Source organism: Streptomyces sp. NBC_00335, from assembly GCF_036127095.1.
In the GTDB taxonomy this organism is placed as follows: Bacteria; Actinomycetota; Actinomycetes; order Streptomycetales; family Streptomycetaceae; genus Streptomyces.
This window is the reverse complement of the sequence record NZ_CP108006.1, coordinates 385,834-411,188: the sequence shown is the minus strand read 5'-3', so window position 1 is coordinate 411,188 and position 25,355 is coordinate 385,834. Positions and strand designations below refer to the sequence as shown.

Genomic DNA, 25,355 nt, shown 5'->3' with positions numbered 1-25,355 from the left:
CCGCGACCCGGGGCCCGGTCACCCCCAGACACCCCGCCCGACCGGGCCCCGTACCCCGGCAGCCTCCCACCCCGGCAGCCTCCCACCCCGGCACGCCTCCACCCCGGCACCTCCGCCGCGCACGCCACCGAACCCACCGCACCAGGAGACCCCGTGACCCAGCGCACCCCGCACCCCGCCGCCTCCCCCTGGTGGCGGCACGCGGCGATCTACCAGATCTACATACGCAGCTTCGCCGACGGGAACGGCGACGGCACCGGTGACATCGCCGGAGTGCGCGAGCGGCTGCCCTACCTTCGGCAACTGGGCGTCGACGCGCTCTGGTTCAACCCCTGGTACGTCTCCCCGATGGCCGACGCCGGCTACGACGTGGCCGACTACCGCGACATCGACCCCCTCTTCGGCACGCTCGCCGAAGCCGAGGAGCTCATCGCCGAGGCCCACGGTCACGACCTCCGGGTCATCGTCGACCTCGTCCCCAACCACTGCTCCGACCGGCATCCCTGGTTCGTCCGGGCCCTCGCCGCCGGCCCCGGATCCCCCGAGCGCGAGCGCTTCTGGTTCCTGCCCGGCCGCGGCAGCCACGGCGAACTGCCGCCCAACGACTGGGACTCGTACTTCGGCGGCCCCGCCTGGACTCGGATCACGGAGGCCGACGGCACCCAGGGCCCCTGGTACCTGCACATGTTCGCCCCCGAGCAGCCCGACCTGAACTGGGAACACCCGGACGTGGGCGCCGAGTTCGAGGACGTCCTGCGGTTCTGGCTCGACCGGGGCGTGGACGGCTTCCGCATCGACGTCGCGCACGGACTCGCCAAGAAGCCCGGCCTCCCCGACGTCGGCGAGAACCCCGACCCCACCGACCTGCCCTACCAGGACGTCGATGCCGTCCACGCCGTGTACCGCGACTGGCGCAAGATCCTCGACACCTACCCGGGCGACCGCGTGTTCATCGGCGAGGTCTGGCTCCCGGAGGCCGAGCAGTTCGCCCGCTACCTGCGGCACGACGAACTGCACTCCGCCTTCAACTTCGACTACCTGTGCTGCCCCTGGGACTCCGGCGCCCTGCGGAAGGTCGTCGACGCGACGCTCGCCTCGCACGAACCGGTCGGCGCCCCGCCCACCTGGGTGCTCTCCAACCACGACACCATCCGGCACGTCACCCGCTACGGACGCGCCGACACCTCCTTCGACATGGGCGACAAGCGGCTCCTCGACCCCAGCGACACCGGACTCGGCCGCCACCGGGGCCGCGCCGCCGCCCTCGTTTCCTTCGCCCTGCCCGGCGGCGTCTACGTCTACCAGGGCGACGAACTGGGCCTGCCCGAGGTTCAGGACCTGCCCGACGAGGTCCTCCAGGACCCGACCTTCGTCCGGTCCGGCGGCGCGGACCGCGGCCGCGACGGCTGCCGGGTACCGCTGCCGTGGGAGGCCGGCGGGCCCTCGCTCGGCTTCTCCGCTTCGGCCGCCGAGGACGCCCCGGCCGGGCCGGCCGCTCCCTGGCTGCCCCAGCCCGAGCAGTGGGCCGCCCTCAGCGCGATGGCGCAACAGGAGGACCCGTACTCCGTCCTCACCCTCTACCGCGAGGCCCTCGCGCTGCGCGGCGCAGAGCTGGCACGGCTGCCCGAGACGCTGGAGTGGGTCGACGCGGGACCCGACACCCTGTGCTTCGACCGTCCCGGCGGCTTCCGCTGCCTGACCGCCTTCGCGAGCCCGGTCCCGCTTCCCGCGGGCGCCCGGGTCCTGCTCGGCAGCGGTCCCCTCGGCACCGGCGAGAACGGCGTGCCCGTGCTGCCCCGGGACACCACGGTCTGGCTGCGCATGCCCGGGTGACACCCGCGGGCGGCCCCGTGGCGCGGGCCATCCGCATCGTGAGATGCGGTGTCACATGTCGGCGGCGGCGTGCCAGACTCTTCCGCATGCGCCAGCAGAAGATTAGCGCCGGCGTGCCGGCCCGGAGCTGAACTGAGACCACCCCAGCAGCCCACCGCCCGCACGCAGACCTCTCGCATCCGCGAGGGGTCTTCTTGTTTTCCGGGACCACGCACTCCGCCCCAGGACAGGAGCCCACTCCTCATGACCCGCAGCGATGTTCTCCCCGCCGTCGACGACGCCGTGCGCACCGACGACACCGCCTGCCACACGCTGATCATCACCGTCCGGGACGGCGGCCACGCCCTCACCCGCATCTCCGCGCTCCTCAACAACCTGTCCGTCAGGACGCTGTCCTTCAGGGCCGCCGAGGGCGGCGGCCTCGCGGTGTGCGAGATCGTGGTCCCCGTCGCCGACTCGCCCCGCGCCCAGGCCAAGCTCCGGCGCTGCGTCGAGGTGGTGGAGCTGAGCGCCCACCCGGCGGGGGAGACCCGGGCCATCTGAAGAGACGGCACGGATTACTTGACTGACCGTTCCAGTATCTCGTAGAGTACGGGATGTGGCCAGGACCAAGGAATTCGATCCGGACGCCGCGCTGCAGTCAGCTCTGGAGCTGTTCTGGCGGCGCGGCTACGAGGCGACGTCGATGGCGGACCTCGTGGAGGAGCTCGGCATCGGGCGGGCCAGCATGTACGCCACCTTCGGGAACAAGCGCGAGCTCTACCTGAAGGCGCTGGACCGCTACAACGCGCAACGGGACCCCGGCCTGCTGCGCGAGCTGTCCCAGCCGGGGCCCGCGCTGCCGGCCGTGCGGACGGTGGTACGCCGCTTCGCCGCCGAGTCGAGCATCGACGAACTGCGGCTGAACGGCTGCTTCGTGACCAACACGGCCACGGAGTTCGGGGCTCACGACCCGGCGGCGGCCCGCAGGGTCGAAGCGAACTGGAACCACATCGAGACCCTGCTGCACTCGGCACTGACGAGGGCCCAGGCCCAGGGCGAACTGCCCGCGGACCGCGATCCGCGCATGCTCGCCAGGATGCTGCTGGTCCTGACGCAGGGCATGCGCGTCGTGGGCAAGGCCTCGCAGGACCCGGGCAGGGCGCGGGACGCGGCGGAGCAGGCCCTGGCGCTGCTCGAATGACGGCCGCACGGCTGTAGGGCACCTCCCTTCGGGGAGGTTCTTTTAGGGCTTCATTTTGGAATGAACGATCTAGTTCAAGGGGGAGAAATGACCGTCACGCAGACCGAACACACCGCACACACCACGCAGACCACAGGCACCACGAAGGCGCTCACCGCGTCGGGACCCAAGGCGGCCCGACCGGCATCCGGCCCGGCCTTCGCGCTGCTCGGCACCGTGCAGATGACGCTGATCTTCGCGCTGACCTCGCTCATCGTGCCGCTGCCCGCCATCGGTCGCGAATTCACCCTGGGCCGCGACGACTTGATGCTCCTGAGCGCCGCTTACGGGCTGAGCTTCGCCGGCCTGCTGCTCTTCGGGGGCCGGCTCACCGACCGGTTCGGCGGGCGCCGGGTGCTCACCGCCGGCCTGCTCCTCTTCGCCGTGGCCTCCCTCGCCGCACCGTTCGCCCAGGGATCCGGGACCCTGCTCACCGCCCGCTTCGCCCAGGGGGTGGGCGCGGCGCTGACCGCACCCGCCGCCATGGCCGTGCTGCGGGCGGTCTTCCCCGAACCCGCCGCGTTCGGACGGGCGATGGCCACCTGGGGCGGGCTGTCGGTGCTCGGCGCGACCGCCGGGAACCTCCTCTCCGGGGTCATCTCGGCCCTGACCACCTGGCGGCTGTCCTTCGCCGTACCGGTCGTCGTGGCCGTCGCCGCACTGCTCCTCGCTCCCCGGCTGCTGCCCGTCACCCCGGCGGGCGAGGGCCGCTCCCTGGACCTGCCGGGCGCCCTGCTGGCCACGGCGGGGATCAGCCTCGCCAGCTACGGCTTCGTCCTCACCGACGTCCAGTCCTGGGGATCGACGGGCGTCCTGGTCACCCTGCTCACGGCGGCCGTGCTCCTGCTGGCCTTCCCGCTGGTGGAACGCCGGGTCCGCGACCCCCTGCTCCCGCTGGGATTCCTCCGCGACCGGCGCCGGGTCCTGGCCCTCGCGGCCATCGGCCTGACCGCCGCCGGCACGGCCGTGACCTTCGTCCTCCTCTCCCTCCACCTCCAGCAGGAACTGGGCTGGTCGGCGCTGAGCACCTCCGCCGCCTTCCTCCCCTTCGCGGTGGCGCTGCTCGTGGCCGGCCGGGTGGCGGGCCCGCTCGTGGCCCGGTACGGGGCGCCCCGCGTCACCACCGCCGGCCTCGTGGTCGCGGCGGCCGGACTCGCACTCCTCGCGCTCACCGGCCTCGCCGCGGAGATCCCGTACGCCTACGGCCTCCTCCCCGGACTGCTCCTGCTGCCCGCCGGCACGGCGGCCGCCTTCGCGGGGGCCGCGGTGCTCGCCACGGACGGGGTGGAGCCCCACCAGGCGGGACTCGCGGGGGGCGTCATGAACACTGCGATGGAGCTCGGCCCGACGGTCGTCTTCGCCGCGGTGCTCTCCCTGGGCTCCGACACGGTCTCGCTCGCCGCCACGGCGGTTGCCTTCGCCGCGGCCGGCTTCCTCAACACCCGCATCAAGTAGAACCGGTCCGGAAATGAGTTCGGCCCCCTTGACGCCTGGGCGTCAAGGGGGCCGAACCTTTCGTAGCGGGGGCAGGATTTGAACCTACGACCTCTGGGTTATGAGCCCAGCGAGCTACCGAGCTGCTCCACCCCGCGTCGTTGTGGACATGACTGTACGGGATCCCGGGGTGGCTCCCGACCACCCGGAACCGCCGCCGAAAAATCCCTGCCCACCGGGAGGGAAAATATGAGCGGGCGGCATGAGAATTTCCGGACCGGAGATGGGGCGCGTTTTATTTTCACGCCGAGCCGACCCTGCCGTGCTACTGTGGTTTGAGTTGCAGTTGTGGTTCCCAAAATTTCGAGCACCTCTGACCGATCCTCTCGCAGGAGCCGGGCGAGTGTTCTTGTTTTTCCGGCGTTTTCCGGGCTGGGCAATCATCGGCGACTTGAGGTTCGCACAGTGCGGATCTCTGGGCTGTGCCCCGAAGGAGATAAAAACATGGCAAATGGCACCGTGAAGTGGTTCAACGCGGAAAAGGGCTTTGGCTTCATCGAGCAGGAGGGTGGCGGTCCTGACGTGTTCGCCCACTACTCCAACATCGCCTCGCAGGGCTTCCGTGAGCTTCAGGAAGGCCAGAAGGTCAGCTTTGACATCGCGCAGGGCCAGAAGGGCCCGACCGCTGAGAACATCGTCACCGCCTGACGTTCACGCGTAACCGCGTAGCTGGGGCCCGCACCTTGGGTGCGGGCCCCAGCTCGTTGCGTTTCCGGATCCGCGGGCCGTCTGGGCCCGCGTGAGCGGCGCGACGGGGAAACCTGTCCCAGCGCCCCACCGTTCGGCCGATGGATGCACTCCTCGGCTCCCCACCCCGCATGCGGCGCATAATTCGTCGACGCATAGGGTGATAATCCTTATATGACCGGCCGGTCGAAGTTCGATTCGACTCCGTCATATCTTTTTATGCTCCGGCTCATTCTTGTGGTTCCTCGTGCGGCCAGTTTTCCGCTGCCGAGAACTCCTCGATGTGCGCCGTATCGAGGAAGGTTCTGCATGAACCGCACGACCCGCATGAATGACCGCTCTTCGTCCTCCCGTTCGGGGGGATCCGGCAGCTCCTACGGCTCCACCAGCTCCTACGGCTCCACCAGCTCCTACGGTGGCTCGTACGGCGGCTCCTCCGGCTCCTCCAGCCGTTCCGGCAGCCGCTTCGGCTCCTCGGCCCCCAGCCGCTCCGGCGGCGGCCCCAAGCGCTCGGGTGGCGGCGGCTACGGCGGGCGCCGTCCCGCCGCACCGCAGGGCGAGTTCGCCCTGCCGGTCACCGTGGTCCCCGCGCTGCCCGCCGTCGAGGCGTTCGCCGACCTGGCCATGCCGGCCCAGCTGCTCACCACCCTCACCCGTGAGGGCATGACGACCCCGTTCCCGATCCAGGCGGCCACGCTGCCCAACGGCCTCGCCGGCCGGGACGTCCTGGGCCGCGGCCGTACCGGCTCCGGCAAGACCCTGGCCTTCGGCCTGGCGCTGCTGGCCCGTACCGCCGGCCAGCAGGCCGAGTCGGGCCAGCCGCTCGCGCTGGTCCTCGTACCCACCCGTGAGCTCGCCCAGCAGGTCACCGCGGCCCTCACGCCCTACGCCCGTGCCGTGAAGCTGAGGATCGCCACGGTCGTCGGCGGCATGCCGATCCACCGGCAGGCCGGCGCGCTGCGTGCCGGAGCCGAAGTGGTCGTCGCCACCCCGGGCCGGCTCAAGGACCTCATCCAGCGGGGTGACTGCCGGCTGAACCAGGTCGGGATCACCGTCCTGGACGAGGCCGACCAGATGGCCGACATGGGCTTCATGCCCCAGGTCACCGCGCTCCTCGACCAGGTGCGTCCCGAGGGCCAGCGGATGCTGTTCTCCGCCACTCTGGACCGCAACGTCGACCTGCTGGTCCGCCGCTACCTGACCGACCCGGTCGTGCACTCCGTGGACCCCTCGCAGGGCGCCGTCACCACGATGGAACACCACGTCCTGCACGTCCAGAACTTCGACAAGCAGGCCGCCACGACCGAGATCGCCGCCCGCGAGGGTCGCGTGATCATGTTCCTGGACACCAAGCACGGCGTGGACAGGCTGACCGAACACCTGCTGAGCAGCGGCGTGCGCGCCGCGGCGCTGCACGGCGGCAAGTCGCAGCCCCAGCGCACCCGTACGCTCACGCAGTTCAAGTCCGGACACGTCAGCGTGCTCGTGGCCACGAACGTGGCGGCGCGCGGCATCCACGTCGACAACCTGGACCTGGTCGTCAACGTCGACCCGCCGACCGACCCCAAGGACTACCTGCACCGCGGTGGCCGTACCGCCCGCGCCGGCGAGTCCGGCAGCGTCGTCACCCTGGTCCTGCCCAACCAGCGCCGCGACATGGTCCGTCTCATGCAGGCCGCGGGCATCACCCCGCAGACCGCGCAGGTCCGCTCCGGCGAGGCCGAGCTGAGCCGGATCACCGGCGCCCAGGCGCCCTCGGGCGTCCCGGTCGTCATCACGGCCCCCGTCACCGAGCGGCCCAGGGGCACCGGCGGTGCCTCCCGTGGCCGCCGCAGCCGGCCCGCACAGGACCGGCGCAGCAGGACCGCCACGACCGCCCGGGGGCCGCAGCGCCAGTCCCCGGTCACCACGGCGGCTTAGGTAGCCCCGCCCGGATCCTGCCGGTCCGGGCACGGACGGTTCTCTTCTACCTGTGAGGCAGCATGCGCTTCGTCATCGCCCGCTTTCCGTTCGACCTGACCAAGGCCGGGGTCCTGGAATCGATGAAGGGCGTCAAGCCCGAACCGATCACCGCCGACTCAGTGGTCATAGGGCGTCGCTCCTACCCCGTGAAGCAGGTGGGCGCCGTCATCACCCGCCAGGACCGCCGCGACTTCACCGCCGCCGAGGTGATCAGGGCCCTGACCGCACTGGGCTTCACCTGTCGCCCGCAGGAAACGGTCCCGGCGCCCGCCGCCGCCCTGACCCCGCTCCAGAAGGCCTCGGCCATGCTGGGCGCCCCCTCGGGCGTGTAGCGGGAGCAGCGGGAACAACGCGTACGGAGCCCAGGGCCCCGGTCGGCCACAGCCGACCGGGGCCCTGGGCCTTTTCGTGCGCCCCGGCTCCTGCCCGGCTGATGCCAGGCTCATGCCCGGGTCCAGCGCGGGCCCGCCGCGGTGGGGGCCGGCGGGGGTTCGGCTCCGTCCAGGCGCAGGCTGCGCAGCGTGGCGTCCGTCTCGCGCTGGAAGTGCGCGTAGGTGATCAGCCGCTCCCACAGCGGGTCGGGACGGCCCGGAACGGTGGCCCCGCGCGCCTCCCACTCGCGGGCGAGCTGGTCGAAGACGACCGCCCCGGCCGAGGGGGCGGCGCTGCCCGACTGCTGCCGGGGGATGCCCCGGGCCATCGCGGCGGGGGCGCGCTCGGGTGCCCGGTGCCGGGCCGGGGACGGGGAGACGGCGTGTGGAGTGCCCATGCCCGCCCCAACGATTCTGCGGGCCCCCGGGGTACGCCCCCCGGACCGGCGGGATGGAGCGCGCGGCCGGCGCTGGGAGACGTCGGCCCAGAGGATCGGTCCAGCGGATCAGCCCGGTCGATCAGCCCAGCCGGGTGGGCGAGGAGGCCGCCGGAGCCAGGACGCGGGGGGCTCCGGTGCCGTCCGCCGGGAGCGTCCAGAGGTCCGTGGTGTCCACGGAGCCCTCGGCCGGCAGGGCGTAGGCGAGGGTCCGGTCGTCGAGCCAGAGCGCCTGATCGTCCACGCTGCGCTTCTCCGCCAGCGGCTGTTCCCGCAACGTCCGCAGATCCAGCACGTGTTCGCGCCACAGGGAGGCCCCGCGCTGCACCCGCTTCTTGTACGCGACCCGGGTCTCGTCGGGGGACAGGGACGGGCATTCCACGTTCGAGGCGAGGGTGGTGACGGTGCGCCGTGCGATCGATCCCTTCACCAGGTACGTCTGGCTGTTGGTGCCCAAAGTGGCGTAGAAGGTGTCGTCGTCCTTGGAGAAGGTGACGCCCCAGAAGTTGGCGTCGCTCGCGCTGTATGGGCGGCCGTCCAGCTCGATGGCGAACTTCTCCAGGTCCGGTTCGAGCGCGCCGCTACGGGTGTCCACGATCGAGGTGCGGGTGGAGAAGAACGCGGAGCCGTAGGACTCCCCGGCGACGAAGACCGTCCAGGCGGCGAAGCGGCCGCTCGGGGAGACCCGGGCCCGGGACGGGGTGCCCGCGAGCGGGAACGTCCGCCGCGTGCGCAGCTCGGAGTCGACGATCAGCGCCCGGTTGTCCTGGGCGAGGGCGCCCGGGGAGGAACTCAGGCACACGCCGGTGCCGGCCGCGGCGTGGAACCGCAGGCAGGTGAGGCCCGATGCGGTCCGCTGGTCCTGCCGGGAGCGGTCCGGTACGGAGACGAGGGCTCCGCGGTGCGGGCCCTGCGCGCCGTTGAGGAAGGCCAGGCCGTCACGCCGGTCGAGCGTGACCTTGCCCGGGACGGCCGTCGGGTCGCCCGCGCGGGTCTGCTCGGACCGGGCGGCGGCGCGCACCACCAGCACGCCGGCCACGCCTGCGAGGAGCAGCACGGCCAGGGCGAGTACGAGCAGCCGGCGTGAGCGCGTCATCGATTTCCTCGGGGGCGTCGGGGTCGCGGGGCCCCGGCGGCGGCGCCGTCCGGGGCCGTGGGGCGGAGTACGAAGCCTGCGACGGCCGCGCAGCAGCACAGCCCGGCCGCGGCGGCGGCGAGCGCCGGGCCCGAGCCGAGGACCGTCCACGCGGCGCCGAAGGCCAGTGAGCAGCCGAAGCGGGACAGGGCCTGGCCGGTGCCGACGAGCGCGATGCCGGTGGCCCGCAGCTTCGCGGGGACGGTCGCGGCGACGGCGGCGGGCAGCACCCCGTCGGTGGCTGCGTAGAACATGCCGTGCAGGGCGAGGACCAGGTAGGGCAGCGCGGGCAGGCCGGGGGCCCACAGGAGCAGCCCGTACCCGGCCAGCAGGAGGGCGTGCCCGGTGAGGAACACGGTGCGGCGGCCGATGCGGTCCGCGAGGGCGCCGGCCGGCACGGCCAGCAGCAGGAACACGGCCGCGGTACCCAGGGGGAGCAGCGGGAACCACCGCTCGCCGATGCCGGTGCGGTCCTGGAGCAGCAGGTAGAGGAAGGCGTCGCTGACGGTGGTGAGCCCGAGCAGGGCGGCGCAGCCCGCCAGGGCGCGGAGCCGGGGGAGCCGCAGCAGGCCCAGCGCGTCGCGCAGGTTCACCGGGTCCGGCTTCGGGGAGGCGGCCGCAGGAGGAGCGGGCCGGCGCGGGGCGGGTACCGGGGGAGCGGCGGGCTTCGGGCGGGCGGGTCCCGGCTCCGCGCCGGAGGGGACGAACAGCAGGAGCACCACGACGCCCAGTGCGGCCACGCAGGCGCTGACCCCGAAGACGGCGTCGTACCCGTCGACCGTCACGCTCAGGATGAAGAAGGCGGCGAGGGGCCCGAGCAGGGCCCCGGTGGTGTCCATGGCGCGGTGCACGCCGAAGGCCCGGCCCTGCAACTCGGGCGGCGTGGAAAGGGAGATGAGCGCGTCGCGCGGGGCGGTGCGCAGCCCCTTGCCGGTGCGCTCCAGGGCCAGGATCAGCGCCACCGGGCCGAGGCTGTGGGCGAGCAGCAGCAGCGGCTTGCACACCGCGGACAGTCCGTAGCCGATGCCGGCGATCAGCTTGTGGTTGCGGATCCGGTCGGCGAGGTGGCCGCCGGTCAGCTGCACCAGCGCGCTGACCCCGTTGTACAGGCCGTCGAGCGCGCCGAAGCCGAGCGGGCTCAGGCCCAGTCCGGCGACGAGGTAGAGCGGCAGGACGGCGGTGACCATCTCCGAGGAGACGTCGGTGATCAGGCTGACCGAGCCCAGTGCGAGGACGGTCGAGGCGACCGCGGGTCCGCGGACGGGGGATCCGTCGGCGGCGGACTTCGCGTCCTCGGGCGCGGAGCGGTCCGCGAGGTACATGCTTTCGAACTCCCGGTCCGGCGTGCGTCTGTGCGGTGAGCCAGTGGTGCGTGCGAATGGCACCCTAATGGTTGTACGGGCCAACTGGGCTGATTACGGAGGGATTCGACCGCCCCACCCGCCGGCCGCTCAGCCCTTTCGGCTGCTCTCGTCCCGCAGCCAGGTGGAGAAGTCCCCGGTCCGGATGGCCTTGCGGGCACCCCGGCGGGCCGCGAGGGCGGCCACCACGAACACCACCACTCCGGGGAGGAGTCGCGGCCGGGCCCGGAGCAGCTCCCGGAGGTCTCCCGTACCGGTGCGCGCGGACGGCGGGGGCGCGGCCGCCGGCTCGGAAGCCCGCGCGGCCTGGAAGCGCTCCAGCTCGGCGGAGGAAGTCGCCGCCCGCACCCGGCGTTTGATCAGGTCGCCCCAGGTGCGCGGCGGGAGGACCACGACCCGTGCCGACTCCACCACCCGCCGCTCCCCCGGTGCGAAGGCCAGGGAGGCGGCCAGGTCGTCGGCCATCAGCGGCGGCAGGGCGGCGAGCCGGGCGTGCCCCGGTTCGGTCACCGCGATCACCCCGCGCCCGAACAGTCCCTCGCGGACGGCCGGCAGCAGCTGCCAGACCCGGTAGTAGGCCCGGACCGGCCAGGCGCAGCCGACAAGCGGAATGTCCCGGCCGGGGGCCGCGGCGAGCAGGGCCGGGCTGGTGGCGAGGGCGTCGGCGAGGGCCCGTACGTCGGCCGCGCCGACCACCACGTCCGCGTCCACGTAGAGACGGGGGAAGCCGCGAGCATGCTCGTCGCCCACCCGAAGTGCCGTGTGTTTGGAGGGAGTCGGGATCTCAACCACCCGTACGCGGGGGCCCCGCGCGGCGGCCACCGTGGCGGTGTCGTCCGTACAGCCGTTGCACACCACGACGATGTCGGGTCCCGCGGAGGGGGCCCCGTCCAGGAGCGCGTCGAGGAGCCGGCCGATGACCCGGCCCTCGTTGTGGGCCGGGATCACGATGCTGGTCACCCCGGAAGTATGCATGCTCGAACGCCCGTACCGACCGTTTCCTCCAACTCTCCCCGGGGGTACGCCCCGTGGTCTAGATTGAACGCAGCCGACCGGATTGGGCGTGCTTCGGCAGTGCCGTGGTCCGCGCTGCGATCCAGTCGGCGCAGGGTAGTTGGGGCAGGTTACGGGTTCGGCGGCTTGGGGGAACAGGCCGCCTGTCCGTGGCCGGCCGGCGCGAGGGGTGCCGGACGGCCGGGGGGCGGAAGTACGTGCAACACGTACGGCATCGGTCGTGGGGGCCATCACCGTCGGGCGGGTCACGCACGGGTCGCGCAGGCGCCCGGCATGCCCTCGACGGCACCCCCTTCCTTCGCACGCGTTCCGGCCATGGGTCGTCGACACGCCCGCGGGCGTGCGCGGAAGGAAAGGGAACGCTGTGAAGGACACCGCGAAGGACGCCGGGCGGGACGCCGCGGGCGCAGGTGCGGGACGGACCGAGCCGTTAGGGGTCGCAGTCGTCGGAGCGGGCTACTGGGGCCCCAATCTCGTCCGCAACTTCCAGTCGAGTCCGGAGTTCCGGCTCCGCTGGCTCTGTGATCTGAACGTGGACCGGGCCCGCCAGGTGCTCGGCGGGTACTCCACGGTCCAGGCGACCGCGGACTACGCGGCGGTCCTGGCCGACCCCGCCGTCGAGGCCGTCGCCGTGGCGACCCCCGCCGGAACCCACCTCGACGTCGCCCTGGCCGCCCTGCGCGCCGGCAAGCACGTCCTCGTGGAGAAGCCGCTCGCCGCGACCTACGAGGACGGACTGCGGCTGGTGAACGAGGCCGAGGAACGCGGCCTCACCCTGATGTGCGACCACACCTACTGCTACACCCCGGCCGTGGGCCGCATCAGGGACATGGTCCGCTCCGGCGAACTCGGCGACATCCAGTTCGTGGACTCGGTGCGGATCAACCTCGGGCTGGTCCAGAAGGACATCGACGTCCTGTGGGACCTGGCCCCCCACGACCTCTCGGTCCTCGACTTCATCCTCCCGGACAACGTCCACCCGGTCGCCGTCGCCGCGCACGGGGCCGACCCGATCGGGGCCGGTCAGTCCTGCGTGGCCTACCTGACGCTCCAGCTCAACACCGGCGCCATCGCGCACGTGCACGTCAACTGGCTGTCACCGGTGAAGGTCCGCACCACGATGGTCGGCGGCTCCAAGCGCACCCTGGTGTGGGACGACCTCAACCCCACCCAGCGGGTCGCGGTGTTCGACCGGGGGGTCGACCTCACGGCGCCGCAGGAGATCGGCGCGGACGAGCGCCGCGACATGCTCGTCTCCTACCGGACCGGCGACATGGTGGCACCCGCGCTCGGCGAGAAGGAGGCCCTGCGCAGCATGGTCGAGGAGTTCGCCGCGGCGATCAGGACGCGGCGGCCCGCACTCACCGACGGCCGGGCCGGACTCCAGGTCCTCGACATCCTCGAAGCGGCCTCCCGCAGCCTGGAGTTCAAGGGCGCCGTCGTCGGACTCCGCACCGGCCGTTGAGGGTCGGAGGCGCCGCCCGGGCCGCGTGCGGCGCGCCGGGCACAGCAGGGAACACCATGACCGACTCAGTAGGGGCAGGGCGTTGAGCAGCGTACGAGGCAAGAGGATTCTGGTCACCGGCGGAGCGGGCACGATCGGCTCGCACCTGGTGGACCTGCTGGTGGACAACGGGGCACGCGAGATCGTCGTGCTCGACAACTTCGTCCGGGGACGTCGCGCCAACCTGGCCCGCGCCCTGCCGAGCGGGGTCGTGGACCTGGTCGAGGGCGATATCCGGGACATATCCGCCGTGCGCAAGGCGACCGAGGGCGCCGACTTCGTCTTCCACCTGGCGGCGATCCGGATCACCCAGTGCGCCGAGGAGCCGCGGCTGGCCAACGAGGTGATGGTCGACGGGACGTTCAACGTGCTGGAGGCCGCCGCGGCCGCCGGCGTGGGCAAGGTGGTCGCCTCGTCCTCGGCCTCGGTCTACGGGATGGCGGAGTCCTTCCCGACCACCGAGCGCCACCACGCCTACAACAACGACACCTTCTACGGGGCCGCGAAGGCCTTCAACGAGGGCGTGCTGCGCAGCTTCCACGCCATGTACGGGCTGGACTACGTCGCCCTGCGCTACTTCAACGTGTACGGCCCCCGGATGGACATCCACGGGCTGTACACCGAGGTACTGATCCGCTGGATGGAGCGGATCGCCTCGGGCGAACCGCCGCTGATCCTCGGCGACGGCACCCAGACCATGGACTTCGTCGACGTCCGCGACATCGCCAGGGCCAACCTGCTGGCCGCCGAATCGGACCTGACCGACGAGGTGTTCAACGTCGCGAGCGGCTCCGAGACCAGTCTCCTCGACCTGGCCAACGGCCTCTTGGAGGCCATGGGCGCCGAGGGCCTGGCGCCGGAGCACGGACCGGCCCGCGCCGTGAACGGGGTGACCCGCCGGCTCGCGGACACCTCGCAGGCCGCCGTCCACCTCGGCTTCACCGCCGAGATCGACCTGCGCAGCGGGCTGCGGGACCTGGTCGACTGGTGGCGGGCCGAGCGCGCGGCGGACGCGGCCGCCGGTGACGCGGCCGCCGCGGAGGCCGGCCGATGAGCGCCCGGGAGGCCGCCGCTCCCGCGCCCGCCCGGATCCCCGTCATGATCCCGTGGCTCGGCGAGGACGAGGCACGGGCCGCCGCCGACGCGGTCCTGTCCGGCTGGGTGGCCCAGGGACCCAGGGTCGCGGAGTTCGAGCGGGCCTTCGCCGAGCGGGTGGGCGCGGAGCACGGCATCGCGGTGAGCTCGTGCACCACGGCCCTGCACCTCTCGCTCATCGCACTGGACCTCGGACCGGGCGACGAGGTCGTCGTCCCCTCGCTGTCCTTCATCGCCACGGCCAACGCGGTGCGCTACGTGGGCGCGCAGCCGGTCTTCGCGGACGTCGAGGAGGCCACCGGGAACCTGACCCCGGCCACCGTGGACGCCGTCCGCACCCCGCGCACCAAGGCGGTGATCGCCGTCCACCAGGGCGGGGTCCCGGCCGACGTGCACGCCCTGCGCGCCGCCTGCGCCGACCGGGGCCTCGCGCTGGTGGAGGACGCCGCCTGCGGAATCGGCGCCACCGTCGGCGGCAAGTCGGTGGGCCAGGGGGCGCTGCTGGCCGCCTGGTCCTTCCACCCCCGCAAGGTGATCACCACCGGCGAGGGCGGCATGGTGACCACGGACGACGCCGCGTGGGCGGAGCGGCTGCGCCGTTTGCGCGAGCACGGCATGAACGTGTCCGCGGCGCAGCGGCACGCGAGCAGCAAGCCGATCGCCGAGAGCTACCTGGAGGTCGGCTACAACTACCGGATGACCGACATCCAGGCCGCGGTCGGCCTGGTGCAGTTGGGCAAACTGGACGAGATCGTGGCCCGCAGGCGCTTCCTCGCCGCCCGGTACGCGCGGCTCCTCGCCGGGATCCCGGGCCTGACCCCGGTCCGGGACCCCGCTCACGGCGAGGGCAACTTCCAGTCGTACTGGGTGCTCCTGGCCGAGGACTTCCCCGTCGGCCGCGACGAACTGCTCGCGGCGCTGGCCGAGGCCGGGATCTCGGCCCGGCGCGGGATCATGGCCTCCCACCTGGAGCCGGCGTACGCCGATCACGGGGCGGCGCCGCTGCCGGTCACCGAGCGGATCACCCGCGACTCCCTGATCCTGCCGCTGTTCCACACGATGACCGAGGGGCAGCAGGACCGGGTGGTGGCGGTGCTGCGCGAACAGGCGGACGGCGGATGAGCGGGCCGCACGATCCCGGGACCGGGACCGGGACCGGGACAGGGACCGGGACCCCGACGACCGAAAGCCTGCTGATCGTCGGCGCGGGCGGCTTCGCCCGCGAAACCGCCCAGGCCGTACGGGACGCGGCCGCCGCCGACCTGGCGGCCGGCCGGGCCCCGCGCTGGCGGCTCGCCGGGCACCTCGACGACGACCCGGCCCTGCACGGCCGGGACGTCGACGGGGTGCCCGTCCTGGGCGGCAGCGCCCTGGTGCACGAACGTGTGGACGCCCGCGTGGTGGTCTGCGTCGGCAGCCCCCGCGACTACGGGGTGCGGGCCCGCCTGGTGCGGCGCCTGGCACTGCCCGAGAGCCGGTACGCCACCGTGGTCCACCCCACGGCGGCCCTCTCCGGCTCCTCGGTCCTCGGCCCCGGCACGGTGCTGCTCGCGCACTGCGTGCTGACGGCGGCGGTACGGGTGGGGTCCCACGTGGCGGTCATGCCGCACGTGGTCCTCACCCACGACGACGAGGTCGGGGACTTCGCGACCCTGGCCTCCGGGGTCCGCCTCGGCGGCGGGGTACGGCTGGGGCGCGGGGCCTACGTGGGCGCCGGCGCGCTGGTCCGGGAGTACCGGGAGGTCGGCGCCTGGTCGCTGACCGGGATGGGAAGCACGGTCCTGACCGACGTGCCGGCAGGCGAGGTGTGGGCCGGAAGCCCCGCCCGCCGGCTGCGCGAGGCGGGGGGCCCGGCGCTCGACGAGCTGCGGGCCGATGAGTTGGAGACCGGCCGGAGGCCGGAGACACGGATGGGGAGCACAGCCGCATGAACCAGATACCGCTCGTCGACCTGAAGGCCGCGCACGCCGAGGTCGCGGACGCATTACGTGCGGGATTCGACCGCGTACTGGCCGACACCGCCTTCATCGGCGGCGAGGAGGTACGGGCCTTCGAGCGCGAGTACGCGGACTTCGCCGGGGTCGGACACTGCGTCGGCGTGGCCAACGGCACCGACGCCCTGGAACTGGCCCTGCGGGCGAGCGGAGTGGGCGTCGGCGACGAGGTCGTGCTGCCCGCGAACACCTTCATCGCCACCGCCGGCGCGGTCGCCCGGATCGGCGCACGGCCGGTGCTGGCCGACTGCCTCCCGGACACCCTGCTGCTGGACCCGCAGGCCGCGCTCGACGCGGTCACCAAGGCCACCCGCGCGGTGGTCCCGGTCCACCTCTACGGGCAGTGCGCCGACACGGCCGCTCTGGCCGCGGGCCTGCCCCCGTACGCCAAGCTCGTCGAGGACGCCGCGCAGAGCCAGGGGGCCTCCCGCGAGGGCCGCACCCCGGGCAGTGGCGGGATCGCCGCGACCAGCTTCTACCCGGGCAAGAACCTGGGCGCCTACGGGGACGCGGGCGCGGTGGTGACCGACGACGAGGAGGCCGCCGACCTGGTGCGGGCGCTGGCCAACCACGGAGGCGTGGCCAAGTACCGGCACGACGTGGCCGGATTCAACAGCCGGCTCGACGGTCTGCAGGCCGTGGTGCTGCGGGCCAAGCTGGCCAGGCTCGCCGAGGGGAACGAGGCCCGCCGGGCCGCCGCCGCCCGCTACGACGGCCTGCTCGCGGACCTGGCGGCCACCGGACGCCTCACCCTGCCGGTCACGGCGCCGGGCAACGTCCATGTATGGCACCTGTACGTCATCCGGGTCGCCGGCGCCGATCGCGACGCCGTCGTCGGCAAGCTCAACGCGGAAGGCATCGGCGCGGGCGTGCACTATCCGGCGCCCGTCCATCTCACCCCGGCCTTCGCCCACCTGGGCCACGGCCGTGGGGCCTTCCCGCACGCGGAGCTGGCCGCCGACCGGATGCTGTCCCTCCCGCTCTTCCCGCAGATCACCGCCGCCCAACAGCAGCGGGTCGTGGACGCGCTCTCAGCAGCGCTGCGCTGACGCTCCGGCGTCGAATCACCAAAGCCCCTCCCAAATGAGGTTCGGATGAACAGAAGGACAAGGCTGCTGCGGTACGGGCTCTACACCGTGGTGGCAGCGCTGATGGCGGCGGCGCTGCCGCCATCGGTGGCGGTCGCGGCGGATCCGTGCGGTCCCGGCTCCAACGCGATCGTGTGCGAGAACTCCAAGACGGGCACACCGATGTCCGACTGGTTCGCGCCCAGCGCCTACGGCGACATCAAGGGCTTCCCGGCCAAGGAGAGCGTGCAGGCGGGCGAGACCCTGCAGTTCAAGATCCAGTCGCCGACGGCGTACAAGGTGTCGGTCTACCGACTCGGCCACTACGGGGGTGACGGCGCCCGCCTGATGTCGACCCCGGCCCAGGCCGCCCAGACCCACCCGGCGAACTTCCCGCAGGGCGGCGCCCCGCAGAGCTGCACCACCAAGCCCTCCACCGGCCTGGTCGACTGCGGCAACTGGCCGGTCACCGCGACCTGGTCAGTGCCCTCCGACGCCGTCTCCGGCCTCTACATAGCCAACTTCGACCAGGCGGACGGCAACGGGGTCATGCCCTATCCGTTCGTGGTCCGCAACGACTCCAGCCACTCCGACATCGTCGTGCAGACCAGCGACCAGACCTGGCAGGCGTACAACAACTACGGCGGCCAGGACCTGTACGACGGCGCCGGCCCCGCGCCCGACGGCCGCGCCTACGAGGTCAGTTACAACCGGCCGATGGACATCGGCGGGGAGAACGGGATCTACGGATCCGAGTACCAGATGGTCGCCTGGCTGGAGCGCAACGGGTATGACGTCAGCTACATGTCGGGCATCGACATGTCGACCAAGGGCGCGACCCAGCTGCAGAACCACAAGGTGTTCATGTCCTCGGGCCACGACGAGTACTGGACCCAGGACCAGTTCACCAACGCGCTGAACGCCCGTCACGCGGGCGTCAACCAGACCTACTTCGCCGGCAACGAGGTCTTCTGGAAGACCCGCCTGACCCCCAGCATCGACGGGGCCAACACGGCCAACCGGACCCTGGTCTGCTACAAGGAGACCAAGCTCTCCTTCCCCCAGCCCAACGGCATCCCCGACCCGAGCGGGATCTGGACGGGTACCTTCATGGACCCGGCCAGCGCCACGAACGGCCGGCCCTACCAGCCGCAGAACCAGGTCACCGGCTCGCTGTTCAGCGTGAACGGCTACCGCAGCGACGCGATCACCGTGCCCGGCGCCTACGCCAAGATGCGCCTGTGGCGGGGCACCACCGTCGCGAACCTGACCCCCTCCCAGACCGCCACCTTCCCCGTCGGCACGCTCGGCTACGAGTGGGACAGTGACGTGGAGGACGCCGCCCGCCCGCCCGGGCAGATCGCGATGTCGTCCACCACGGTGGACATCAACGACGGCAAGTACCGCCTCGACTACGGCAACACCTACGGCAACGGGACCGCGACGCACAGCCTGGTCGCCTTCCGCGACCAGATCTCGAACGCGCTGGTCTTCGGCTCCGGCACCGTGCAGTGGTCCTGGGGCCTGACCAACATGCCGACCGGGAACCCCGACGACGCGGTGGTCACCGAGGACAAGCGGATGCAGCAGGCGACGGTGAACATCTTCGCCGACATGGGGGTCCAGCCCAAGTCCCTGCAGAGCAACCTGCTCGTGGCCACCGCCTCCACGGACACCACCGGCCCCGTCATCACCGTGAGCAGCCCCGCGGCGAATGCCACGGTGCCCGCCCTGCGGCCCGTGACCATCACGGGCACCGCCTCCGACAGCGGTGGCGGAGTCGTGGCCCGCGTGGAGGTCTCCACCGACGGCGGAACCACCTGGAAGGCCACCACGGGCGTCGCGTCCTGGAGCTACAAGTGGACCCCGACCACCCCCGGTGCCGCGCAGATCAAGGTCCGCGCGGTGGACGACAGCGTCAACATCGGCGCCACCACCACCGTGCCGCTGACCGTGGGCCCCCAGCAGTGCCCCTGCACCGTCTGGCCCGCCGCGGCCGTGCCGGGCACCGTCAACGCCGGCGACGGCAGCGCCGTGGAACTCGGCGTGAAGATCCGCTCCTCGGTGCCCGGTTCGATCACGGGCGTCCGCTTCTACAAGTCCCCGGCCAACACCGGCACCCACACGGGCAGCCTGTGGAGCAGTACCGGCCAGCGCCTGGCCACGGGCACCTTCACCAACGAGACGGCCTCGGGCTGGCAGCAGCTCAACTTCTCCTCCCCGATCCCCGTCAAGGCCAACACCACCTACATCGCCTCCTACTTCGCCCCCAACGGCGGATACTCCTACGACACCACCTTCGCCTCGGCCGCCGCGGGGCTCGCCCCGCTCACCGCCCTGAAGAGCGGCACCGACGGCGGCAACGGCGTCTACCGCTACAGCGGCACCGGCGGGTTCCCGTCGAGCGCCTCCTCCGGCAGCAACTACTGGGTCGACGCGGTCCTCGACACCGCCACCGCGAGCACGACGCCCCCGACCGTCACCTCGACCACCCCGCAGTCGGCGGCGACCGGCACCGCGATCACCACGACGGTGAAGGCCACCTTCAGCTCGGCCGTGGACGTGGACACCCTGGTGTTCACCCTCAAGGGTCCCGGCGGCTCCAACGTCCCCGGAAGCAAGATCCTCGACGTGTCCAACAGCGCCACCTTCACCCCGTCCTCCGAACTGGCGCTGAACACCACCTACACGGCGTCGGTGCAGGCCGCCGACCTGTGGGGCAACCTCATGGCCGCGCCGGTCACCTGGACCTTCACCACCAGCGCGACCCCTCCGGCGGTGACCTGCCCCTGCACCCTGTGGGGTCCGAACGCCACCCCGACCACCGCCAACGTCGGCGACGACACCAACTCCGTGGAACTGGGCACCCGTTTCCAGTCCACGGTCGCCGGCTACATCACCGGCGTCACCTTCTACAAGGGCCCCGGGAACACCGGCACCCACACCGGCAGCCTCTGGACCGCCACCGGCACGCTCCTGGCCACCGGAACCTTCGGCAGCGAGACCCTGTCCGGCTGGCAGCAGCTGCACTTCACCACCCCGGTGGCCATCACCGCGAACACCGAGTACGTGGCCTCGTACCACGCGCCGAACGGCAAGTACTCCGTGGACGGCGGCTACTTCAGCGCCGCGCACCGCTCCTACCCGCTGGTCGCCCCGGCCGACGGCACCGGCGGCCCCGTCACCGGCAACGGGCTCTACAAGTACGGGGCGGCCACGGTCTTCCCGAACAACACCTTCGGATCGGTGAACTACTGGGTCGGCCCGGTCTTCACCACCACGGCCCCCGCCCCGCTCACGGAGGGATCCACGGAGGTGTCCGGCCAGTGAGCACCGTCAGCGTGGTGATCCCCTGCTACAAGTACGGCCACTTCCTGGCCGACTGCGTCAAGAGCGTCCTGGACGAACAGGAAGGCGTCGACGTACGGGTACTGATCATCGACGACGCCTCGCCCGACGATTCCGCGGAGGTCGCGCGCGCCCTCGCGGCCGCCGATCCCCGGATCGAGGTCCGGGTCCACGAGAAGAACCAGGGGCACATCGCCACCTACAACGAGGGCCTGCTGGAGTGGGCGGACGGGGACTACGTCGCCCTGCTCTCCGCCGACGACCGGCTGGTCCCCGGCGCCCTGGTGCGCGCCGCGGCCCTGCTCGACGCCCACCCGCGGGCCGGCTTCGCCTACGGCAGGCCGCTGCGGTTCCAGCACGGCGGGCCGCTGCCCGAGGCCCGCACCCAGAGCACCGGCTCGGTGGTCTACCCCGGGCGGTGGTGGCTGGAGCGGCGCTTCCGGGAGGGCACCGGGTGCATCACCTCACCCGAGGTGGTCGTGCGCACCAGCCTCCAGCGCAAGGTCGGGGGCTACGATCCGGAGCTTCCGCACGCCGGGGACATCGAGATGTGGATGCGGCTCGCCGCCCACGCAGACGTGGGCTACGTCCGGGGGGCCGACCAGGCCTTCTACCGGGTCCACGGCAACAACATGTCCACCACCGACTTCGGCGGACAGCTCGACGACCTGCGCCAGCGCCTCGTCGCCTTCGACTCGGTGCTGGACAAGTGCGGCGGCCTGCTCCCGGAGGCGGGCCGGCTGTCCACCGCGGCCCGCACCCGGCTCGCCCGGTACGCCCTGCGGCGCGCCTACCGGGCCTACGACCGCGGGCGCACCGACGTGGTCCCGGTCGAGGAGCTGGAGGCCTTCGCCGCCGAGTGCCTGCCGCAGTACACCTCGCTCGCCGAGTACGGGGCACTGCGCAGGCGCCGGCGGATCGGGGCCCGCACGATGCCGTACCTCCAGCCGCTGGTGCTGTCCGCGGTCGCCGACCGGGGACGCGAATGGCTCTGGTGGCAGTCCTGGAAGCGCCGAGGGATCTGATGACACCGCACCACCGCCCCGAACCAGGGGCGTTGGCGGCCCGGCGGCCCGCTGTCTCAGCGGGCCGCCGCGGCCGTCGGCACGGGGCTCTCGCCCCGCAGCGGCCCGTTGCCCCCAGCGCCGGCGCGAACGCGCCGGCGCCGGGCGCGGCCCGCCAGGAACTGATCGGTCCACAGTGCGCAGGCCACCCCGGCGACCACGGCCAGTACCGCCGTCCCGGCCAGCCCGCGGCTCTTCGTCCCGAGCTGCGCCACCGCGGAGGGCGGCACGAGCAGGGTGACGCTCATCCGGCCCGCCGCCGGGATCCGCTGCTCGGCCTGCATGTCCGAAAGGTGCTTCCCGTAGACCTCGACGACCTTGAGCACCGAGCTGTCGGCCGTGGCCGGGTCCGTGTGCTCCGCCTGGATCTGGAGGGAGGGGATCAGATAGCGCGGCGTGACGCTCGTGCCGCTGTTGCGCGGGATCAGCCGGTAGGTGCCCGCGACCCCGGCCGCGCGCAGCTCGGCCTCCCCGTCGGAGGAGTCCAGCTGCTGTACGGCGGCGAGGGAGACGGCGGCCAGCGGCGGTTGCAGATTGGCGAGCTGGTTGGGCTGGTTGCTCGTCACGGGCGGCTTGAGGACCACGATCGCGGTGCTCACGTAGGTGGTGGTGGGCCGGAGCACCTGGAGCGCCCCGGAGGCCGCGAGCACTGCCGCCAGGGCCAGCACGTACCAGCGGCGGCGCAGCGTGCGGAACAGCTCACCAGGCGACACAGGATTCCTTCCGTCGTGTTCGATCTTCCCAGGACGCCGGGCAACACGCCAACGGTTCCAGGGTGGTTGGGAGGGAGCATTCGTGAACATCGGTGAGATAGGAGCCGTACTGCGGCGCCGCTGGTACGTCATGGCGCCCCTGACGCTGTGCGGGGTCCTCGCGGGCGGGCAGCTGTACCAGACGGTCCCGGTGTCCTACCAGTCCCAGAGCTCGGTGGCCCTCCTGGACTCCACGGCGGTGGCCGAACTGGCCCCCGCCTTCGGCAACCCCATCGCGAACGCGGGCGGTTCGCTCGTGGTGACCGCCGACGTGCTCATCAGGACCCTGTCGGGCGCCGACGCGGCGCGGGACCTGCACGGTCTCGGGGTGACCGACCCCTACACGGTCGGATTCGCCGCGAACGCCTCGGGCCCGATGCTCACCCTGACCGTCACGGGCACCAACCGCAACAAGGTGCTCAAGGAGACCACCAAGCTCACCGAGTTCGCCGGGGAGCAGCTCAACGCGCTCCAGGCGGCGGCCAAGGTACAGCCCGCGTACTTCGTGCAGACCGCCCCCGTGGTGCTGCCGCAGACCCCGAAACCCCAGCTCAAGACCCGCTACCAGCAGGTACTGGCCGTGGTCATCGCGGGCCTGGTCGCCGGTTTCACCGCCTCCTTCGTCATGGAGAGCATGCTGGCGGGCCGGCGGCGCCGGCGGGAGGCCGCCGAGGCCGCGGCCGGTACGGCCGGCAAGCGCGGGCGCAAGCGGACCCGCCATCGTGAGCTGGACGCCACCGCACTGCTCACCGGCTATCTGGGGCTGGCCTTCTTCATCCCCTCCAACCTGACCCTTCCGGGCCTGGGCGGCGTGGGCACCCCGGCCAACGTCTTCGCGCTCCTGGCCCTCTTCTGGTACCTGGCCACCTGGCTGACCGGCCGGATCAGACCGGCCCCCGGCACCCGGCTGCCCCGGGTCGTCATGTGGCTGCTGGCCGTCTCGGTCCTTGCCTCGTACCTGGCGAACGCCTCCCGGGGAAGCTCGCACAAGGAGGTGCTGGGCGCAGACCGGGGACTGATCGGCCTGCTGGTCTGGGTCTCGCTGGTGGTGCTGATCTCCGCCGGGATCCAGGACCGGGCACGCCTGGACGTGCTGCTGCGGCGGGCCGTCGTGATGGGGGCGGTGGTCGCCGCCATCGGCTACTACGACTTCTTCACCGCGACGAACATCGCCGAGAAGATCAGCATCCCGGGGCTCCAGTCGAGCGTCGCGCAGATCACCACCCTGGACCGCGGGGCGTTCACCCGGCCGCGCTCGACCACCGCGCAGCCGCTGGAGTTCGGCGGCATGCTCGCCCTGATGCTGCCCTTCGCGATCCAGCAGGCCTTCGATCCGGTCCGGGCGCACCTGAGCCGCTGGCGCCGCTGGGCGCCGGTGGCGCTGATGGGCGGCGCCCTGCCGCTGACGGTGTCGCGGACCTCCATCATCGGGGCCCTCATCGTGGTGCTGGTGATGGTGCCGAGGTGGAAGCCGCAGCGCCGCTGGACCGCCTTCGGACTGCTCCTCGGCTCGGTGGCCGTCTTCAAGGTCCTGGTACCCGGACTGATCGGCACGATCACCACGCTCTTCGCGTCCTTCGTGTCGAACTCCGACAGCAGCACCCAGGCCCGCACCGTGAAGTACAGCGCGATCGTGCCCTACCTGGAGGAACGCCCGCTGTTCGGCCGGGGCCTGGGCACCTTCACACCGGACCTGTACTTCTTCACCGACAACCAGTACATGCTGACCCTGGCGGAGATGGGCCTGCTGGGCCTGCTCGCGCTCCTGGCGCTGTTCCTCGCCGGAATCCACCAGGGTGGCGCCATCCGCCGTATCGCCGCCGACGAGTCCGACCGGGAGCTCGGCCAGGCCTTCTTCGCCTCGGCCCTCGTCGCCCTGGTGAGCGCGGCCACCTTCGACGCCCTCAGCTTCCCGATGTTCGCCGGGATGTTCTTCCTGACGATCGCCGCCGGAGGCAGTTACCTCGGCTTCATCCGGCGCTCCGCGCCCGAGCCCCGAACCTTGGAGAACCCGTGCCCTCCGACAGCACAGCTTCCGGCCCCGCAGCCGACCGCGGCCCGGACCGGCCGGATGCAGCCGGCCCCGTAGCCGTCCTCGTCGTCACCTGGAACAGCGCCAAGGTGATACCCGGGTTCCTCGCCTCCCTGCCGCAGGGCATGGCCGGGGTCGACTGGCGGCTCGTCGTCGCCGACAACGACTCCGCCGACGACACCGTCGAGGTGATCCGGTCGCTGGCGCCGGAGGCCACGATCGTCCAGACCGGTCGCAACGCCGGCTACGCCGCCGGGGTGAACGCGGCCCTGAAGGCCGCCGCCGGATGGGAGGGCGGCTTCAGCGTCGGCCTGGTCTGCAACCCGGACCTGCGGATGCGGGAGGGCTGCGCGCGCCACCTCGTCGGCGCGCTCGGCGCCCCCGTCGACGGCGGGGACGGCGGGCGCCGGGTGGGCATCAGCGTGCCCCTGCTGTACGAGGAGGACGGCACGCTCCACCACTCGCTGCGCAGGGAGTCCCGGGTGACCCGGGCCCTCGGCGAGGCCGTGATCGGCAACCGTCGCGCGGGACGCTTCCCGCGGTGGAGCGAACTGGTCACCGATCCGGCGGCGTACGGGCGCAGGACGGTCGCCGACTGGGCGTCCGGCGCGCTGATGGCCCTCTCCCGTGAGTGCCTGGACGCCTGCGGCGCCTGGGACGAATCGTTCTTCCTGTACTCGGAGGAGACCGAGTACTGCCTGCGGGCCGGCGACCACGGCTTCGCCACCCGCCTCGAACCCGCCGCCTCGGCCGTCCACCTCGGCGGGGACTCGCAGGTCTCCCCGCGCCTGTGGACCCTGCTGACCCTCAACCGCGTGCGCCTCTACGGCCGCCGGCACTCGGCGCCGGCCACCGCGGCCTTCCACGCGGCCGTGCTGCTACGGGAGACCTCCCGTGCGGCGCTCGGCCGCCCGGCCAGCCGGGCCGCGGCGCGTGCCCTGACCAGCCGGAGGGCCCTGCGCGCCACGCCGGGACCCTGACCC

General features: G+C 72.4%; 21 protein-coding genes and 1 tRNA gene. 16 read left to right on the top strand and 6 right to left on the bottom strand.

Features of this window, described 5'->3' with window-relative positions; all coding sequences use genetic code 11:
• Positions 1-153 precede the first annotated feature (153 nt).
• From OHA37_RS01875 to OHA37_RS01860, 4 genes are all read left to right on the top strand, one after another.
• The gene (locus OHA37_RS01875) at positions 154-1,833 is read left to right on the top strand and encodes a glycoside hydrolase family 13 protein (RefSeq protein ID WP_266901750.1); all 1,680 of its coding nucleotides are present in this window, start codon (positions 154-156) and stop codon (positions 1,831-1,833) included.
• A 243-nt stretch (positions 1,834-2,076) separates the two neighbouring features.
• The gene (locus OHA37_RS01870; RefSeq protein ID WP_266901748.1) at positions 2,077-2,376 is read left to right on the top strand and encodes a hypothetical protein; all 300 of its coding nucleotides are present in this window, start codon (positions 2,077-2,079) and stop codon (positions 2,374-2,376) included.
• A gap of 55 nt (positions 2,377-2,431) precedes the next feature.
• The gene (locus OHA37_RS01865; protein ID WP_266901746.1) at positions 2,432-3,016 is read left to right on the top strand and encodes a TetR/AcrR family transcriptional regulator; all 585 of its coding nucleotides are present in this window, start codon (positions 2,432-2,434) and stop codon (positions 3,014-3,016) included.
• 87 nt (positions 3,017-3,103) lie between these two features.
• On the top strand, positions 3,104-4,510 hold the full coding sequence (locus OHA37_RS01860; RefSeq protein ID WP_266901744.1) for an MFS transporter: 1,407 nt from the start codon (positions 3,104-3,106) through the stop codon (positions 4,508-4,510).
• Between the two features lie 63 nt (positions 4,511-4,573).
• On the opposite strand, the gene OHA37_RS01855 is transcribed toward OHA37_RS01860, so the two are convergent.
• A tRNA-Met gene (locus OHA37_RS01855) sits at positions 4,574-4,647 on the bottom strand.
• A gap of 346 nt (positions 4,648-4,993) precedes the next feature.
• Between OHA37_RS01855 and OHA37_RS01850 the strand changes: the two genes are divergently transcribed.
• From OHA37_RS01850 to OHA37_RS01840, 3 genes are all read left to right on the top strand, one after another.
• Positions 4,994-5,197 carry a cold-shock protein gene (locus tag OHA37_RS01850; protein ID WP_053678014.1) on the top strand — a complete coding sequence of 68 codons (204 nt, stop codon included), beginning with the start codon at positions 4,994-4,996 and terminating at the stop codon, positions 5,195-5,197.
• A 348-nt stretch (positions 5,198-5,545) separates the two neighbouring features.
• Positions 5,546-7,156, top strand: a complete 1,611-nt coding sequence (locus OHA37_RS01845) for a DEAD/DEAH box helicase (protein WP_266901742.1) — start codon at positions 5,546-5,548, stop codon at positions 7,154-7,156.
• A gap of 62 nt (positions 7,157-7,218) precedes the next feature.
• Positions 7,219-7,530 (top strand): SCO5918 family protein, encoded by a 312-nt coding sequence (locus OHA37_RS01840; protein WP_266901740.1) that lies wholly within the window; start codon positions 7,219-7,221, stop codon positions 7,528-7,530.
• A 110-nt stretch (positions 7,531-7,640) separates the two neighbouring features.
• Here the strand turns inward: OHA37_RS01840 and OHA37_RS01835 are convergent, their stop codons facing one another.
• The 4 genes from OHA37_RS01835 to OHA37_RS01820 form a co-directional block, all read right to left on the bottom strand.
• Positions 7,641-7,967, bottom strand: a complete 327-nt coding sequence (locus OHA37_RS01835) for a hypothetical protein (RefSeq protein ID WP_266901738.1) — start codon at positions 7,965-7,967, stop codon at positions 7,641-7,643.
• Positions 7,968-8,088: 121 nt separating this feature from the next.
• Positions 8,089-9,102: a TolB-like translocation protein gene (locus OHA37_RS01830; protein WP_266901736.1), complete on the bottom strand. Its 1,014-nt coding sequence runs from the start codon at positions 9,100-9,102 to the stop codon at positions 8,089-8,091.
• Positions 9,099-10,463: an MFS transporter gene (locus tag OHA37_RS01825; protein WP_266901733.1), complete on the bottom strand. Its 1,365-nt coding sequence runs from the start codon at positions 10,461-10,463 to the stop codon at positions 9,099-9,101. Before OHA37_RS01825 ends, OHA37_RS01830 begins: the two co-directional genes overlap by 4 nt.
• A gap of 129 nt (positions 10,464-10,592) precedes the next feature.
• Entirely contained in the window at positions 10,593-11,462 is an 870-nt protein-coding gene (locus OHA37_RS01820; protein ID WP_266901731.1) for a glycosyltransferase, read from the bottom strand.
• 418 nt (positions 11,463-11,880) lie between these two features.
• Between OHA37_RS01820 and OHA37_RS01815 the strand changes: the two genes are divergently transcribed.
• From OHA37_RS01815 to OHA37_RS01785, 7 genes are all read left to right on the top strand, one after another.
• On the top strand, positions 11,881-12,981 hold the full coding sequence (locus tag OHA37_RS01815) for a Gfo/Idh/MocA family protein (RefSeq protein ID WP_266901729.1): 1,101 nt from the start codon (positions 11,881-11,883) through the stop codon (positions 12,979-12,981).
• An 82-nt stretch (positions 12,982-13,063) separates the two neighbouring features.
• Positions 13,064-14,074 (top strand): NAD-dependent epimerase/dehydratase family protein, encoded by a 1,011-nt coding sequence (locus OHA37_RS01810; RefSeq protein ID WP_266901727.1) that lies wholly within the window; start codon positions 13,064-13,066, stop codon positions 14,072-14,074.
• Entirely contained in the window at positions 14,071-15,237 is a 1,167-nt protein-coding gene (locus OHA37_RS01805; RefSeq protein WP_266901725.1) for a DegT/DnrJ/EryC1/StrS family aminotransferase, read from the top strand. The genes OHA37_RS01810 and OHA37_RS01805 overlap by 4 nt, the downstream gene beginning before the upstream one ends.
• Positions 15,234-16,046 carry a NeuD/PglB/VioB family sugar acetyltransferase gene (locus OHA37_RS01800; protein WP_266901723.1) on the top strand — a complete coding sequence of 271 codons (813 nt, stop codon included), beginning with the start codon at positions 15,234-15,236 and terminating at the stop codon, positions 16,044-16,046. The genes OHA37_RS01805 and OHA37_RS01800 overlap by 4 nt, the downstream gene beginning before the upstream one ends.
• Positions 16,043-17,158: a DegT/DnrJ/EryC1/StrS family aminotransferase gene (locus OHA37_RS01795; protein ID WP_266901721.1), complete on the top strand. Its 1,116-nt coding sequence runs from the start codon at positions 16,043-16,045 to the stop codon at positions 17,156-17,158. Before OHA37_RS01800 ends, OHA37_RS01795 begins: the two co-directional genes overlap by 4 nt.
• Positions 17,159-17,203: 45 nt before the next feature.
• On the top strand, positions 17,204-20,506 hold the full coding sequence (locus OHA37_RS01790; protein WP_266901719.1) for a DUF4082 domain-containing protein: 3,303 nt from the start codon (positions 17,204-17,206) through the stop codon (positions 20,504-20,506).
• Positions 20,503-21,549: a glycosyltransferase family 2 protein gene (locus OHA37_RS01785; RefSeq protein WP_266901717.1), complete on the top strand. Its 1,047-nt coding sequence runs from the start codon at positions 20,503-20,505 to the stop codon at positions 21,547-21,549. The genes OHA37_RS01790 and OHA37_RS01785 overlap by 4 nt, the downstream gene beginning before the upstream one ends.
• Positions 21,550-21,605: 56 nt before the next feature.
• Here the strand turns inward: OHA37_RS01785 and OHA37_RS01780 are convergent, their stop codons facing one another.
• A complete protein-coding gene (locus tag OHA37_RS01780) occupies positions 21,606-22,301 on the bottom strand; it encodes a hypothetical protein (RefSeq protein ID WP_266901715.1) in 696 nt (231 codons plus the stop codon).
• 82 nt (positions 22,302-22,383) lie between these two features.
• Between OHA37_RS01780 and OHA37_RS01775 the strand changes: the two genes are divergently transcribed.
• Together OHA37_RS01775 and OHA37_RS01770 are read left to right on the top strand one after the other, a co-directional pair.
• Entirely contained in the window at positions 22,384-24,429 is a 2,046-nt protein-coding gene (locus OHA37_RS01775) for an O-antigen ligase family protein (RefSeq protein ID WP_266901713.1), read from the top strand.
• Positions 24,354-25,352 carry a glycosyltransferase gene (locus OHA37_RS01770; protein ID WP_266901711.1) on the top strand — a complete coding sequence of 333 codons (999 nt, stop codon included), beginning with the start codon at positions 24,354-24,356 and terminating at the stop codon, positions 25,350-25,352. Before OHA37_RS01775 ends, OHA37_RS01770 begins: the two co-directional genes overlap by 76 nt.
• Positions 25,353-25,355: the final 3 nt, after the last annotated feature.

What these genes read in the sequence shown, in the direction of transcription:
- OHA37_RS01870 (WP_266901748.1), top strand. Translation starts at nt 2,077, where the DNA reads ATGACCCGCAGCGATGTTCTCCCCGCCGTCGACGACGCCGTGCGCACC.
- OHA37_RS01860 (WP_266901744.1), top strand. Translation starts at nt 3,104, where the DNA reads ATGACCGTCACGCAGACCGAACACACCGCACACACCACGCAGACCACA.
- OHA37_RS01850 (WP_053678014.1), top strand. Translation starts at nt 4,994, where the DNA reads ATGGCAAATGGCACCGTGAAGTGGTTCAACGCGGAAAAGGGCTTTGGC.
- OHA37_RS01845 (WP_266901742.1), top strand. Translation starts at nt 5,546, where the DNA reads ATGAACCGCACGACCCGCATGAATGACCGCTCTTCGTCCTCCCGTTCG.
- OHA37_RS01840 (WP_266901740.1), top strand. Translation starts at nt 7,219, where the DNA reads ATGCGCTTCGTCATCGCCCGCTTTCCGTTCGACCTGACCAAGGCCGGG.
- OHA37_RS01835 (WP_266901738.1), bottom strand. Translation starts at nt 7,967, where the DNA reads ATGGGCACTCCACACGCCGTCTCCCCGTCCCCGGCCCGGCACCGGGCA.
- OHA37_RS01830 (WP_266901736.1), bottom strand. Translation starts at nt 9,102, where the DNA reads ATGACGCGCTCACGCCGGCTGCTCGTACTCGCCCTGGCCGTGCTGCTC.
- OHA37_RS01825 (WP_266901733.1), bottom strand. Translation starts at nt 10,463, where the DNA reads ATGTACCTCGCGGACCGCTCCGCGCCCGAGGACGCGAAGTCCGCCGCC.
- OHA37_RS01805 (WP_266901725.1), top strand. Translation starts at nt 14,071, where the DNA reads ATGAGCGCCCGGGAGGCCGCCGCTCCCGCGCCCGCCCGGATCCCCGTC.
- OHA37_RS01800 (WP_266901723.1), top strand. Translation starts at nt 15,234, where the DNA reads ATGAGCGGGCCGCACGATCCCGGGACCGGGACCGGGACCGGGACAGGG.
- OHA37_RS01795 (WP_266901721.1), top strand. Translation starts at nt 16,043, where the DNA reads ATGAACCAGATACCGCTCGTCGACCTGAAGGCCGCGCACGCCGAGGTC.
- OHA37_RS01790 (WP_266901719.1), top strand. Translation starts at nt 17,204, where the DNA reads ATGAACAGAAGGACAAGGCTGCTGCGGTACGGGCTCTACACCGTGGTG.